General features: G+C 64.1%; 15 protein-coding genes. All 15 read left to right on the top strand.

Annotated features, from left to right (window positions below):
• The first annotated feature begins 43 nt into the window (after positions 1–43).
• The 15 genes from ISS99_RS14835 to ISS99_RS14765 all read left to right on the top strand — a co-directional run bounded on the left by ISS99_RS14835 (position 44) and on the right by ISS99_RS14765 (position 13,549).
• Positions 44–568 carry a MarR family winged helix-turn-helix transcriptional regulator gene (locus ISS99_RS14835; protein WP_204632364.1) on the top strand — a complete coding sequence of 175 codons (525 nt, stop codon included), beginning with the start codon at positions 44–46 and terminating at the stop codon, positions 566–568.
• Positions 565–2,124, top strand: a complete 1,560-nt coding sequence (locus ISS99_RS14830; protein WP_204632363.1) for an efflux transporter outer membrane subunit — start codon at positions 565–567, stop codon at positions 2,122–2,124. Before ISS99_RS14835 ends, ISS99_RS14830 begins: the two co-directional genes overlap by 4 nt.
• A complete protein-coding gene (locus tag ISS99_RS14825) occupies positions 2,111–3,298 on the top strand; it encodes an HlyD/EmrA/EmrK family protein (protein ID WP_204632362.1) in 1,188 nt (395 codons plus the stop codon). Before ISS99_RS14830 ends, ISS99_RS14825 begins: the two co-directional genes overlap by 14 nt.
• Positions 3,299–3,319: 21 nt before the next feature.
• A complete protein-coding gene (locus ISS99_RS14820) occupies positions 3,320–4,873 on the top strand; it encodes a DHA2 family efflux MFS transporter permease subunit (RefSeq protein WP_204632361.1) in 1,554 nt (517 codons plus the stop codon).
• 139 nt (positions 4,874–5,012) lie between these two features.
• Entirely contained in the window at positions 5,013–5,513 is a 501-nt protein-coding gene (gene phaR / locus ISS99_RS14815; RefSeq protein ID WP_204632360.1) for a polyhydroxyalkanoate synthesis repressor PhaR, read from the top strand.
• Positions 5,514–5,582: 69 nt separating this feature from the next.
• A complete protein-coding gene (gene phbB / locus ISS99_RS14810; RefSeq protein WP_204632689.1) occupies positions 5,583–6,344 on the top strand; it encodes an acetoacetyl-CoA reductase in 762 nt (253 codons plus the stop codon).
• A gap of 87 nt (positions 6,345–6,431) precedes the next feature.
• Entirely contained in the window at positions 6,432–7,802 is a 1,371-nt protein-coding gene (locus tag ISS99_RS14805) for an FAD-dependent oxidoreductase (protein ID WP_204632359.1), read from the top strand.
• Entirely contained in the window at positions 7,795–8,229 is a 435-nt protein-coding gene (locus tag ISS99_RS14800; RefSeq protein WP_204632358.1) for a DUF3293 domain-containing protein, read from the top strand. Before ISS99_RS14805 ends, ISS99_RS14800 begins: the two co-directional genes overlap by 8 nt.
• 21 nt (positions 8,230–8,250) lie before the next feature.
• Complete coding sequence (gene ccmA, locus ISS99_RS14795) at positions 8,251–8,886, top strand: cytochrome c biogenesis heme-transporting ATPase CcmA (protein ID WP_204632357.1); 636 nt, start codon at positions 8,251–8,253, stop codon at positions 8,884–8,886.
• A complete protein-coding gene (gene ccmB / locus ISS99_RS14790; protein ID WP_204632356.1) occupies positions 8,879–9,574 on the top strand; it encodes a heme exporter protein CcmB in 696 nt (231 codons plus the stop codon). Before ccmA ends, ccmB begins: the two co-directional genes overlap by 8 nt.
• 2 nt (positions 9,575–9,576) lie before the next feature.
• Positions 9,577–10,335: a heme ABC transporter permease gene (locus ISS99_RS14785; RefSeq protein WP_204632355.1), complete on the top strand. Its 759-nt coding sequence runs from the start codon at positions 9,577–9,579 to the stop codon at positions 10,333–10,335.
• The gene (ccmD, locus tag ISS99_RS14780; RefSeq protein ID WP_204632354.1) at positions 10,332–10,541 is read left to right on the top strand and encodes a heme exporter protein CcmD; all 210 of its coding nucleotides are present in this window, start codon (positions 10,332–10,334) and stop codon (positions 10,539–10,541) included. The genes ISS99_RS14785 and ccmD overlap by 4 nt, the downstream gene beginning before the upstream one ends.
• A gap of 28 nt (positions 10,542–10,569) precedes the next feature.
• The gene (gene ccmE / locus ISS99_RS14775) at positions 10,570–11,040 is read left to right on the top strand and encodes a cytochrome c maturation protein CcmE (protein ID WP_204632353.1); all 471 of its coding nucleotides are present in this window, start codon (positions 10,570–10,572) and stop codon (positions 11,038–11,040) included.
• Positions 11,037–13,010: a heme lyase CcmF/NrfE family subunit gene (locus ISS99_RS14770; protein ID WP_204632352.1), complete on the top strand. Its 1,974-nt coding sequence runs from the start codon at positions 11,037–11,039 to the stop codon at positions 13,008–13,010. The genes ccmE and ISS99_RS14770 overlap by 4 nt, the downstream gene beginning before the upstream one ends.
• Positions 13,007–13,549, top strand: a complete 543-nt coding sequence (locus ISS99_RS14765) for a DsbE family thiol:disulfide interchange protein (protein ID WP_204632351.1) — start codon at positions 13,007–13,009, stop codon at positions 13,547–13,549. The genes ISS99_RS14770 and ISS99_RS14765 overlap by 4 nt, the downstream gene beginning before the upstream one ends.
• The last annotated feature ends 39 nt before the right edge of the window (positions 13,550–13,588 follow it).

Here is a 13,588-nt window from a genome sequence, read left to right as displayed (position 1 = left end):
TCGGCGCATCATTTATTTCATCAGTGAAATATGCATCAATGAAATGTCCCTGATCGACCACCTCAAACGGCTCGACGAAGGCTTCGACGGCATTCGCAAAGCCATCCCGGAGTTGCCCGAAGACGCCAAGCTCTGCCGCGTCCTGCTGCTGCTTTCCGAGCGCATGCATGCCGAATTCGAATACAAGCTCAGGCCTTACAAGCTCAACGACAGCGAATTCCGCACGCTGGTGATGCTGTTTGCGCGCCCGGACGGCAGCTCCACCCCTGGCGAACTGTGCGTATTCACCTCGCAAGGCGCCACCAACATGACGCGTATCGCCAATGCGCTGGTCAAGCGCGGGCTGATTACACGCGGACCCAGCGCGGCCGATCGCCGCCAGGTCGTCATGCAAATCACGGCAGCTGGACGTCGCTTCGTGCAAAAGATGTTGCCCGGGATGTTTCCGCGCCTGCAGCTCATCTTCGCCGGCTTCAGCCAAACCGATAAGCGCAACCTGGGTCGCCTGTTGCGCAAGCTCGCCCACAACCTCAGCCATCTCGAATACGAAGCGGGTGATCCGCCATGAATGCCGTTTCCTACCGCACCGCCCTGCGCCTTCGCCCCGCTGCGTGTGCCACGCTGCTAGCGATCGCTCTTTCCGGTTGCATGATCCCGGCGAAGCTGCAGCATCCGGTGCTGCGCGACGACGTACCGCTGGCCGGCTTGCAGGCGCCCACGCGTGCCGGCTGGCCAGATGCCGACTGGTGGCGCGTGTACCGCGATCCCCAGCTCGACGAACTGATCGCGCTGGCGATGAAACAGTCGCCGGATCTCGCCCAGGCGCATGCGCGCGTACAGACGGCCGAACAATCGGTGCGCGTTGCCGCGGCACAGCAAGGCCTAACCATCAACGGCAGCGCGCAGCTCACGCGACAGCGCATGAGCGACCACGGACTGATCCCGCCGTCATTGCTCGGCTTCAACTGGTACAACCAGGCCGACCTCGCCGTACAGCTCGAATACGATTTCGACTGGTGGGGCAAGAAACGCAAATCGATCGAAGCTGCCCTGGATCAGGCGCACGCTGCCGAAGCCCAGCACAGCGCCGCCGCACTGACTTTGCAGAACGCGGTCGCCGACACCTATTTCGGCTGGCTTGCGGACGAGAGCCGGCTGACTCTCGCCAGGCAGTCGGTCGCCGTGCAGGCAAGACTGCTGCAGATCGCCCAATTGCGCGTGCACCAGGGCGTCGATCTGCCCGACACCGTGCAACAGGCGCAAGCGCAGCTGGCGGCCACGCAACAGGCGCAGGTTACCCTGGAAGGATCGGTTCAATTGCGCAAAGTGGTCCTGGCGGCGTTGGCCAACGTATCGCCGTCGGAGCTGCCCGCGCTCACGCCTCACGCGCTGCCTGATGTCGAAGGCGCCCTGCCCGATGACGTGCGACTGGATTTGATCGCTCGCCGCCCGGACATCGCCGCCAGCCGCTGGCAGATCGAAGCCGCACTGAAGCAGGTCGACGTCGCGCGCGCCGAATATTTCCCCGACGTCAGCATCAATGCGATGGCCGGACTGTCCAGCACCAATCAAGGCTCCCCCTCGATTCCCGGCCTGATGACCGGCAGTAAGGGCGATCTCGGCAACCTGTTTACGGCCGGCAGCCGCGTCTTCGGCATTACGCCGGCGGTGCATCTGCCGATCTTTCAGGGCGGACGATTGAAAGCCAACTACGGCGCCAGCCGCGCACAGCTGGATGCATCCATTGCGCAATACGACGTGTCGGTGACCAATGCCGCGCGCGACGTCGGCACGCAGGCGGTTACCGCGCAGCAGATTGCTGCCCGCCGCGTGAAGCAACAAACGCAGATCAACGCCAACCAGGCACTGCTCGCCTCCGCTCGCGCACGCCAGGCGCGCGGTACGCAAGACGCCCGCCAGAGCCTCGCAGCCGAAGCGCAGCTGCTGCAACAGCGCGACCAGGCCGTCAGCCTGCGGGCGCAGGCGCTGAGCACGGACCTCGCGCTGATCAAGGCACTAGGCGGCGGCTATCGCTCGGACATCGACGCTGCCGCAGCGCCCAATTCCTCTTCTACCGCATCCACCTCGAATTCCGCCGGAGCCCCCGACCATGAGCGCCTCTGATACCTCCAAAGACGCCAACGACAGCGGCCTTGCCGCGAAGGATCCCGCCAAGCGCAGCCGGGCCCTGTTTATCGTCGCCGCGGTGTTCGTGCTTGCGGGGCTGATCTGGTTCCTGCTTTGGCTGTTCGTCTTCTCCAAACGCGAAAACACCGATAACGCCTATATAGGCGGCAACCAGGTTGCGCTGTCTTCACAGGTGTCCGGCACGGTCGTGGCGATTCTCACCGACGACACGCAGCGCGTCGAAGCCGGCCAGGTATTGGTGAAACTGGATCCCACCGACGCCGACGTGCGTTTGCGTCAAACCAGCAGTGCGCTCGCGCAGGCCGTGCGCCAGGTGCGCCAGCAGACGGATACCGTGAACAGCGCCGATGCAACGGTGGCCGCACGCCAGGTCGATCTGCGCAAGGCTCAGGCCGACTTGCAGCGCCACCTGCCGCTGGTCGCCGCGCAGGCCGAATCGCCGGAAATCGTGCAGCACATGCGTGACGCGGTCGCACAGGCGCAGGCAGCGCTGGACACGGCCAAGGCGCAAGCGGATGCTTCGCGCGCCACGGTCGAAGGTGTCGACATCGCGCAGAATCCGGCCGTGCAACAGGCCCGCGCCAATTTCCGCGCAGCCTGGATCGCCGCCCAGCGCAACACCATCGTCGCGCCGGTCAGCGGTTATGTCGCACAGCGCAGCGTGCAACTGGGCGCCAGCATCGCACCGGGCCAGCAACTGATGACCATCGTGCCGCTGCACGATCTGTGGATCGATGCCAACTTCAAGGAAAACCAACTAGGCCACATCCGCATCGGTCAGCCGGTGAAAATCAGCACCGACATGTATGGCAGCGACGTCGAATATCACGGCAAGGTGATCGGCCTTGGCGCCGGCACCGGTAGCGTGTTCTCGCTGCTGCCGGCGCAAAACGCCACCGGCAACTGGATCAAGGTCGTGCAGCGCGTACCGGTGCGCATCGCGCTGGATAACGGCGAACTCGACAAGCATCCGCTGCGCGTGGGCCTGTCGGCCGATGTGACGGTCGACATCACCAACGACCAGGGACCGGTGCTGGCCAGCGCATCGCAACAGCCTCCCGCCGAAACGTCGGTTTACGACCAGGTGGCGGCGCAGGCGGACGCCCAGGCCGAAAAAATCATCGACGCCAATCTCGGCACTTCCCACTGATTCCTGCCCAGCGATCCTTCCATGGCCGCTAATCCTGACCAAGCAGCACCGCTCAAGCCGTTGCACGGCACACCATTGGTGCTGCTGACCATCGCCGTCGCGTTCAGCACCTTCATGGAGGTGCTGGACATGACCATCGTCAACGTCGCGGTGCCGCACATCGCCGGCAGTCTTGCCGTCAGTCCGAACGAAGGCACCTGGACGATCAGTTCCTATTCGCTGGCCAGCGCGATCATGCAACCGCTCACCGGCTGGATCGCGCGGCGCTTCGGCGAAGTGCGCACCTTCGTCACCTCGGTGCTGCTGTTCGTGACGTTCTCGATGCTTTGCGGCATGGCGACCACGATGCCGATGCTGGTCTTCGCCCGCCTGATGCAGGGTGCGGGCTCCGGACCGATGGTGGCGCTGTCGCTCACCCTGCTGCTTTCCAGTTATCCGCGAGAACGCCAGGGCGTGGCGCTGGCGATGTGGGCGATGACCGTGGTGATCGCACCGATTTTCGGGCCGATCCTCGGCGGCTGGATCACCGACAACTTCTCCTGGCCGTGGATCTTCTACATCAATGCGCCGGTCGGCGTGCTTGCCGCCGTCATCACCTGGAGCTTGCTGCACAAGCGCGAAACCAAGACGGCCAAGGCGCCGATCGATGCGGTGGGCCTGATCTTGCTGGTCGTCGGCGTCGGCTGCCTGCAATTCATGTTGGACAACGGCAACGACCACGACTGGTTCAATTCCCCGCTGATCCTGACACTGGGCCTGATCGCACTGGTGTGCCTGACCTTTCTGGTGGTGTGGGAGATCCACGCCAAGCATCCGGTCATCGACCTTTCGCTGTTCAAGAAACGCAATTTCACCGTCGGTGTAATCAGCCTGTCGCTAGGCATGTTCGCCTTCTTCGGCATCAACGTGGTGTTTCCGCTGTGGCTGCAAACCACGATCAATTACACCGCGACCTGGGCCGGCCTCGCCGCGGCGCCGAGCGGCGTGCTGGCGTTCCTGCTTTCGCCGATCATCGGGCGCAACATGCACAAGATCGATCTGCGTGTTCTGGTGACCATCGCATTCGTCATCTTTGCAGGGACGTCGTACTGGTTCTCGACCTTCGACAGCGGGGCGTCGTTCGCTGCGCTGATCGTGCCGCGCTTCGTGATGGGCCTGGCGATTCCCTGCTTCTTCATCCCGCTCAACCAGATCTACCTCTCCGGCCTGCCGGGTTCGGAGATCGCCAGCGCATCGGGCCTTTCCAATTTCTTCCGCACGCTCGGCTCCAGCGTCTCCACCGCGGTGATGGTGACCCTGTGGCAGCACCGCGCCATCTACCACCACGCCTCGCTGACCGAATACGTGAGCCCGAACGCCCCGGCGGCGGGCGATTTCCTGCACAAGTTGTCGCACCTGGGCCTGAGCGCCAGCCAGCAACTGGGCTATATCAACCAGATCGTGGACCGCGAGGGGTACACCCTGGCCGTCAATGACGTGTTCTATGGCTGCGCCGTGCTGTTCGTGCTGCTGCTGCCCGTACTGTGGTTCGCCCGCCCGCCCTTTGGCAGCGCAGGCGGCGGGATGGGGCATTGACCGGGAAAACCGAGACCCGGGGTAGGAAAAACCTCCCTGCCCCCGCCCAACCCCTACACCATTGCTGCACCCCGGAGTGCAGCATGAATAGCTGAGTGCTGACTGGTGCGGCGCAATACCTTCTGTTAGTTTGTGCCGCATGGCACAAGCAAACCGAATCATCAAGAAGTACCCAAACCGCCGGCTCTACGACACGGAGATCTCCAGCTACATCACGCTGGAAGAAGTCCGTCAGCTGGTTCTGGATGGCGAACACTTCGAGGTCCGCGACGCCAAGTCGGGCGAGGACCTGACCCGCTCCGTACTGCTCCAGATCATTTCGGAGCACGAGGAGAAGGGGCAGCCGATGCTGTCGCCCCAGCTGTTGAGCCAGATCATCCGTTTCTACGGCGATTCCCTGCAGGGGTTCATGGGGCCGTACCTGGAGCGCAGCCTGCAGGTCTTCCTGGACCAGCAGCAGCAATTCCGCACCCAGCTCAACAGCCTGATGGGACAAACACCCTGGTCGATGTTGAATGACCTGACGCAGCGCAATATGGATGCCTGGAAATCGATGCAGAGCGGTTTTCTCGATGCCGCTTCGCAAGCAACGCCGAGCCCCGGGCAGCCCGGGCGCCCCGGCACCACCAAAAAACCCTGATCTTCATAGGCATGTCCCGCTGCAGCACAGCACGTGCTGCCGCGCGACATGCCTGGGAAGCCAATCGTGATGACTTCGTCAACGTCTGCCTCGCGTCTGGCCGTAGTGACCGGCGGCATCGGCGGCATCGGCACCGAAATCTGCATGCGGCTGGCCGACGCCGGCCGCCGGGTAATAGCCGTCGACCTGGCCACGCGTGGCGAACGCATCGAAGCCTTCCGTGAACAGGTCGCCGCCTACGGCAGCGCTATCCGCTTCGAGCCTTGCGACGTCAGCGATTTCAAAGCCTGCGGCGGCCTGATCGACCACGTCGAACGCAACATCGGCGCCGTCGACATCCTGGTGAATGCCGCCGGCATCACCCGCGATACCAGTCTGCGCAAGATGGATCCGCAGCACTGGCACGACCTGATGCGGGTAAACCTGGACGGCGTGTTCAACACCTGTCGGCACGTGATCGAAGGCATGACCTCGCGGCATTTCGGCCGCATCGTCAACCTCAGTTCGGTCAACGGCCAGACCGGCCAGTTCGGCCAGACCAACTACTCCGCCGCCAAGGCCGGCGTGCATGGCTTCAGCATGGCGCTGGCGCGGGAGGCCGCACGCAAGGGCGTCACCGTCAACACCGTCTCGCCCGGCTATTGCGATACCCCGATGGTGGCCGCGGTGCCGCAGGAAATCCGCCAGCAGATCATTGCCGATATTCCGGTGGGCCGCTTGGGCATGCCCGCGGATATCGCGCGCGCCGTGGTTTTTCTCACCGCCGACGACGCCAGTTACATCACCGGCGCGAATCTGCCGGTAAACGGCGGCTATTTCATGAGCTTCTGACGATTTCCGTCATTTGCCGCCAGCACCGTACTTGCAGTAAACGCCCAGTTGCGGAACAGTGATGTGCTTCCTCCCACGGGCTGCAGCATGACACGGCAAGCAATCACCTTGATCGGCGGCGGTTTGGTCGGCGCCTTGCTCGCACAGCAACTGGCCAAGCGCGGCTTCCAGGTGGAAATCTTCGAGAAGCGTCCCGATCCGCGCCGCGTCGGCTTTACCGGCGGACGTTCGATCAATCTCGCTCTGGCCGAGCGCGGCCTGCAGGCGTTACGCACGGCGGGGCTCGCGGAAGACGTGCTGCAACGCGCCGTGATGATGCGCGGACGCATGGTGCATCCGCTCGGCGGCACCTCCGGCTTGCAGCGTTACGGCGTGGACGACAGCGAAGTCATCTGGTCGGTCTCGCGCGGCGGTCTGAACATGCTGCTGCTCGACGCGGCGGAAGCGGCCGGCGTGAAAATGCATTTCGGCCAATCGCTGGTCGCCGCCGATCTGCACAGCAAACGCATCGTCCTGGCTGACGAAAACGGCACGCTGCATCAGCACGACGCGCCAGCGCTGATCGGTGCCGACGGCGCCGGTTCGGCCTTGCGCGCAGCGATGGACGATTACCAGTCGCTTGGCATCCGGGTCGAATCCTTGGGCCACGGCTACAAAGAACTGGAAATTCCCCCCGGAACCGGCAGCGAACGTTTCGCCATCGAGCCGCATGCGCTGCACATCTGGCCCCGCGGCGGCTACATGTGCATTGCCCTGCCGAACACCGAAGGCAGCTTTACCGTCACCTTGTTCCTGCCCGCGCACGGCCCTCATCCGAGTTTCGACACCTTGACGGATGCCGCTGCCGCAGCGTCTTTCTTCCGCCAGGATTTCCCGGATCTGCTTCCGCTGATCCCGCGTTTTGCCGAAGACTACGACAGCCATCCGGTGGGCACCCTGTCCACGCTTTACCTGGACCGCTGGCACGTGGACGGGCGCGCGCTGCTGATCGGCGATGCGGCACATGCCATCGTGCCGTTCCACGGCCAGGGCATGAATTGCGGTTTCGAAGACACCGTCGTGCTGGCCAACCTGCTGGCCGAAGCCGGACGAGACACGGGCGACGCCTTCGCCGAGTTCCAGCGCATCCGGCAACCCAACGCCAACGCGATCGCCGCGATGGCCCTGGAAAACTACATCGAAATGCGCGACTCCGTCGCCGATCCGCATTACCTGGCCAAGCGCGAACTGGGCGCACGGCTGGCCGAACGCGCGCCAACGCATTTCATGGCACGCTATCGCATGGTCACCTTCACTCACCTGCCTTATGCGTACGCGTTTGAACGCGGCCGCGCGCAGGACATACTGCTCGAACAATTGCTGCACGGTTCGACCAGCGCCGACGATGTGCAGCTCGATGCAGCCGTGACGACGCTTCAAGCCACGCTGCCTCCGCTACCTCAATTACGCCATGGATAATTCACTGATCGATACCTACCGGCACGCCGACTACCGGGTGCGCCTCACACGCGGCGGCTGGGTTTCCATCCACGTCGATGCCGCCTTGCCCTCCACCTTGCACACGCTGATCGGCGAACGGAACTGGGCCTTCATCACGGCCTGGAATCCGGGTTCGCAGCCGCAACCGCGCGCCCAGAACCATGCTGCGCAACATGCCCTGCTCGCTTCCCTGCGCCGCCTGCCGCGAACCATCGCCATCCGGCCGGGCATCGGCGTGGGTGGTGCCTGGCGCGAGGCCAGCCTGTTCGTGGTCGGCCCCAACTTGGCCGACATCGACGAGCTGGCGCAGCAATTCCAGCAGAACGCCTACGTGCATGGCCTGGGGCTGGGGTACGCCCGCCTGCGCCTCAGCAGTGACAGACCACCGCATGGACAAGCGGGCTGAACCATTCCAACAATGCCAGGAATGAATCCCAGCCCGTCCGCCACGCCCCTGCTAGAAGCCCGTGCCCTGCGCTTTCACCGCCAGGATGAACCCGTGTTCGGCCCGCTGGATTTTCGTCTCGACGCCGGTGAGCTCACCCTGATCGAAGGCGACAACGGCAGCGGCAAAACCACCTTGATGCGCATCCTTACCGGCTTGCTGCATCCGGAAGAAGGCGAGCTGTACTGGCGCGGCGAGCCGCTGACCTGGGAGCGCTGCAACGGCGAGGTGGTTTTCCTGGGGCACCAACTGGGCTTGAAAGCGGAATTGAGCCCGCGCGAAAACCTGGCGTTTTCCATCGGCCTGCACGGCCATCGCGAACACAGCCACATCGACGATGCGCTGGCGCGGGTCGGCCTGGCCGGCTACGAGCACGAACCGGTGCGCAAGCTCTCCGCCGGACAGAAAAAGCGCGTGGCGCTTGCGCGCCTGCTGCTGATCCCCGCCGTGCTTTGGCTGCTGGACGAACCTTATGCCAACCTGGACCGCACCGGCATCGAACTGGTGAACGGCCTGCTGGAAGCACACGTCGCGCACGGCGGCGCCGCTTTGGTCACCAGCCACGGTGCCGTGCAGTTCCATGGCGGCGAGCCGCAACGGATCCGCCTGCATGACTGACACGCGACGTCCCGGTTTGGGACATGCCTGCGTGGCGGTACTGCGCCGCGATCTCACCCTGGCCTGGCGCCAGCGCGGCGACGTGATGCTGCCGGTACTCTATGCATTGATCGTCACGTCGCTGTTTCCTTTCGCGCTGGGTCCGGAAGATGCCCTGCTGCGCCGGATCGCCGGCGGCGTGGTGCTGGTAACGGTGCTGCTGGCGATGCTGCTCGCGCTCGATGCGATGTTTCGCGGCGACATCGAAGACGGCTCGCTGGAACAACTTATGCTGGCGCCGCAGCCGCTGTCGCTGATGCTCGGCATGAAAATCCTGGCGCACTGGGTGGCCACCGCCGTGCCGCTGATCGTGATCGCGCCATTGCTGGCCAGCATGCTGCACCTGCCCGCCTCCGTCATACCTGTATTGGTATTGGCCTTGCTGCTGGCGACCCCGCTGCTCAGCCTGCTCGGCGGCATCCTGGTAGCGCTTACGGCCGGCACGCGACGCTCTGGTATGCTCCTGGCGCTGATGCTGCTGCCGCTGTGCGTGCCGGTGGTGATCTTTGCCGCCGGGGCCTTGGCAGCCGCCCAGGAGGGGCTGCCGTGGATCGCCCCTATCGCATGGTTGGGTGCGGCGCTCGTCCTGGCCGTCGTGCTCGCTCCTTTGGCATGCGCGGCCGCACTCCGAATAGCTCTGGATTCGTAGCCATGGCCAACTGGATCCCCTTGTGGTTGCACAAACTCAGCTCCCCGCCGGTGTTCTACCGGTTCGCGGGTACGCTGCGGCCATGGGCCATCGCCTTGGCGCTAGTGCTTGGCCTGGTGGCGCTTTACGGCGGCCTGGTGCTGGCACCGCCGGATTACCAGCAGGGCGACGACTACCGCATCATCTTCATCCACGTGCCGTGCGCCTGGATGAGCCTGTTCATCTACGCACTGATGGGCATCGCCGCCTTCATCGCGCTGGTTTGGCGCATCAAGCTGGCTGAAGTGGTGGCCATGGCATCGGCACCGATCGGTGCCGCGTTTACCTTCATCACCCTGGTGACCGGATCGCTGTGGGGCGAGCGCATGTGGGGCACCTGGTGGACCTGGGATGCGCGACTCACATCCGAACTGGTGCTGCTGTTTTTGTACCTGGGTGTGATCGCCCTGTATCACTCGTTCGAAGATCGCCGGCAGGGCGCGCGCACGGCGGCTTTCCTCGCGCTGATCGGCATCGTCAACGTACCGATCGTGCATTTCTCGGTGAACTGGTGGAACACCTTGCACCAGGGTTCCACCATCCGCCTGCTCGGCCCTTCCACCATTGCACCCTCGATGATCTGGCCGCTGCTCACCATGATGATCGCCACCAAGTGCTATTACGTCGCCAGCCTGTTCGGCCGTGCACGTGCCGACCTGCTGGCGCTGGAAAGCGGCAAGGACTGGGTGCGCCAGATCGCCGAAGGCGAGGTGCGCCGATGAGCGGTTCGCTGCAATCGTTCTTCGCCATGGGCGGTTATGCCGCTTATGTGTGGCCGGCCTACGGCGTGTTCTTCGTCGTGCTGCTGATCGACTGGCTGGCGCCGCAATGGAGGCAGCGTCGCGTGTTGCGCGAATTGCGCGGGCGCCTCGCACGACAGGAAGCACGCAAAGAACGTCCCCATCGAAACTCCGCCGCATCCACCTGATGCGACGCCACCGACTTGCAGCGCAACCATGAATCCCACGCGTCAACGCCGACTTACTCTCGTCATCGCCATACTCGCGGCCGTCATCGTGGCAGCGGCGCTGATCGTCTACGCCTTGCAGCAGAACATGAACTACCTGTTCACGCCCAGCCAGGTGCAGGCCGGTGATGCCACGCACTACAAGACCTTCCGCCTCGGCGGCATGGTGAAACAAGGTTCGATCCAGCGCAGCAGCGACTCGCTCAAGGTCACCTTCACCGTCGTGGATGCCGGCGGCGCGATGCCGGTGGAATACACCGGCATCCTGCCGGACCTGTTCCGCGAGAACCAATCGGTGATCGCCACCGGGCATCTGGACGGCGCGCGTTTCGTCGCCACCGAAGTGCTGGCCAAGCACGACGAAACCTACATGCCCAAGGAACTGAAGGACGCGATGGCCAAGGCGCACGCTGGCAAGCACATCGACGAATCCGTCAACCAGGACAAGCAGCAGCTATGACACCTGAACTTGGCCAGCTTGCCCTGATCCTGGCGCTGATGCTGGCGCTGGCGCAAAGCATCCTGCCGCTGGTCGGCGCGTGGCGCGGCAATCAGGCGCTGATGGCGGTGGCGCGGCCGGCGGCGACCGGCCAGGCCGTCTTCGTGGCGCTGGCTTTCGTCATCCTGGTGTGGGCGTTTCTGCACTTCGATTTCTCGGTGCAATACGTGGCCGACAACTCGAACCTGCAACTGCCCTGGTACTACCGCATCGCCGCGGTGTGGGGCGCGCACGAAGGCTCGATGTTGCTGTGGGTGCTGATCCTCAATGTGTGGACCGTTGCGCTGGCGCTGTTCAGCCGGCAATTGCCGCAAGTGTTTTTGTCGCGCGTGCTCGGCGTGCTCGGCATCATTTCGGTCGGGTTCCTGTGCTTCATCTTGTTTACCTCCAACCCGTTCGGACGCCTACTGCCGATGCCGCCGGACGGCGCCGACCTCAATCCGGTGCTGCAAGATCCGGGCATGACGTTCCATCCGCCCGTGCTGTACATGGGCTACGTCGGCTTCTCGGTGGCGTTCGCGTTTTCCATTGCCGCGCTGCTCGGCGGATCGATGGAACAGTCCTGGGTGCGCTGGGCGCGCCCGTGGACCAATGCGGCATGGGGTTTTCTTTCCTGCGGCATCGTCGCGGGCAGCTGGTGGGCCTATGCGGAACTGGGCTGGGGCGGCTGGTGGTTCTGGGATCCGGTGGAAAACGCCAGCTTCATGCCGTGGCTGGTGGGTGTGGCGCTGATCCACGCGCAAGCGGTGACGGAAAAACGCGGCTCGTTGCGCGCGTGGACCATCCTGCTTTCACTGTTCGCGTTTTCGTTGTCGCTGCTGGGCACCTTCCTGGTGCGCTCGGGCATTCTCACCTCGGTGCACGCGTTCGCCTCCGATCCGCGCCGCGGTACGTTCATCCTGTGCTTCCTGGCCATCGTGGTGGGCGGTTCGCTGCTGCTGTATGCATTGCGCGCGCCCAAGGTTGCCGGTGGCAAAGCCTTTGCGCTGGTTTCGCGCGAAAGCGGCATCCTGGTCGGCAACCTGATGTTTACCGTCGCCGCCGCCATGGTGCTGCTGGGCACCCTGTTTCCGCTGTTGGGCGATGCGCTGAACTTGGGCAAGATTTCCGTCGGTCCGCCCTACTTCGGCCTGCTGTTTCCGCTGCTGATGTTGCCGGTGATGCTGCTGCTGCCGTTCGGGCCTTTTCTGCGCTGGGGCAAGAGCGACGTACCGGTGCTCAAACAGGTGCTGGTGCGCACGGGGATCGCGGCAGTGGCCTGCGCGATATTGGCCGCGTTCTTCGTGCAAGGGCAGTTGAAGGCCATTGCCGGCGTGGCCTGCGCGGTATGGGTAGGCACTGGCGTGGTGCTGTATGCGTTGAAGCGCTGGCGTGAAATGCCGCGCGGACGCCGCTATCCGGCCGAAATGGCCGGCATGCTGCTGGCCCACGTGGGTGTCGCGATTTTCGTGATCGGCGTGCTGCTGTCCGAATCGCTCAGCGTGACCCGCGACGTGCGCATGTCGCCCGGCCAGGTCGCAGTGGTCGGCGGTTACGAATTCCGTTTCGACGGCGTCACGCAGGCAATCGGTCCCAACTGGGAAGCGGAGCAAGGCGTGGTCACTGTGTCGCGCAATGGATCGACCATTGCCGTGATGCATCCGCAGAAGCGCACCTATGTGCACGAGCAGGTGCAGACCGAATCGGCCGTCGATCCGGGCATCACCCGCGACCTGTACGTGGCGCTGGGCGAGCCGATGGATCCGAACCGCATCCAGGGCGCCTGGGCGCTGCGGCTGTACACCAAGCCCTTTATCCGCTGGATCTGGGGCGGTGGCCTGTTGATGATGCTGGGCGGATTCGTCAGCGCCGCCGATCGCCGCTTTCGCGTGAAGCGCGAGGCGGAAGCAACGCAGCCCATCGCCACGTCCGCGCAGGAGGCGCAGGCATGAGCCGCTTGCTGCCGTTCTTCGGCTTTGTGCTGCTGGCCGCCCTGCTCGGCTTCGGCATCTGGTGGAACAGCTCGCACGATCCCACCGCCGTACCCTCGCCGCTGATCAACAAGCCGGCGCCATCGTTCGCGCTGCCCAAGCTGGATGTTCCCTCGCAGATGGTGAGCAAGGAATCCATGCTCGGCAAACCTTATCTGGTAAATGTTTTCGCCAGCTGGTGCTTTGCCTGCGGCGAAGAACATCCGGTGCTGATGGCCGAGTCGAAAACCCTGGGCATCCCGGTGATCGGCTACGACTACAAGGACGACGCCGCCGACGCCAAAGCCTGGCTGGCCCAGCACGGCAATCCCTACGACGTGGTGATCGCCGATCCCTCCGGCCACACGGCGATCGATTTCGGCGTCTACGGCGCACCGGAAACCTTCCTGATCGATGGCAAAGGCGTGATCCGCTACAAGCGCATCGGCCCGCTGACGCCGGACGTCATTGCGCAGCAGCTCAAGCCGGCGATCGCGGCGCTGCAAAAGGAAGCGCCGTGATGCTGCAGCACGCGATCTTTCCAAGAAGCGCTGTCTCTT

The sequence above is a fragment of the Dyella mobilis genome (assembly GCF_016904945.1).
GTDB lineage: Bacteria > Pseudomonadota > Gammaproteobacteria > Xanthomonadales > Rhodanobacteraceae > Dyella_B > Dyella_B mobilis.
This window is presented reverse-complemented; position numbering and strand designations above follow the sequence as displayed.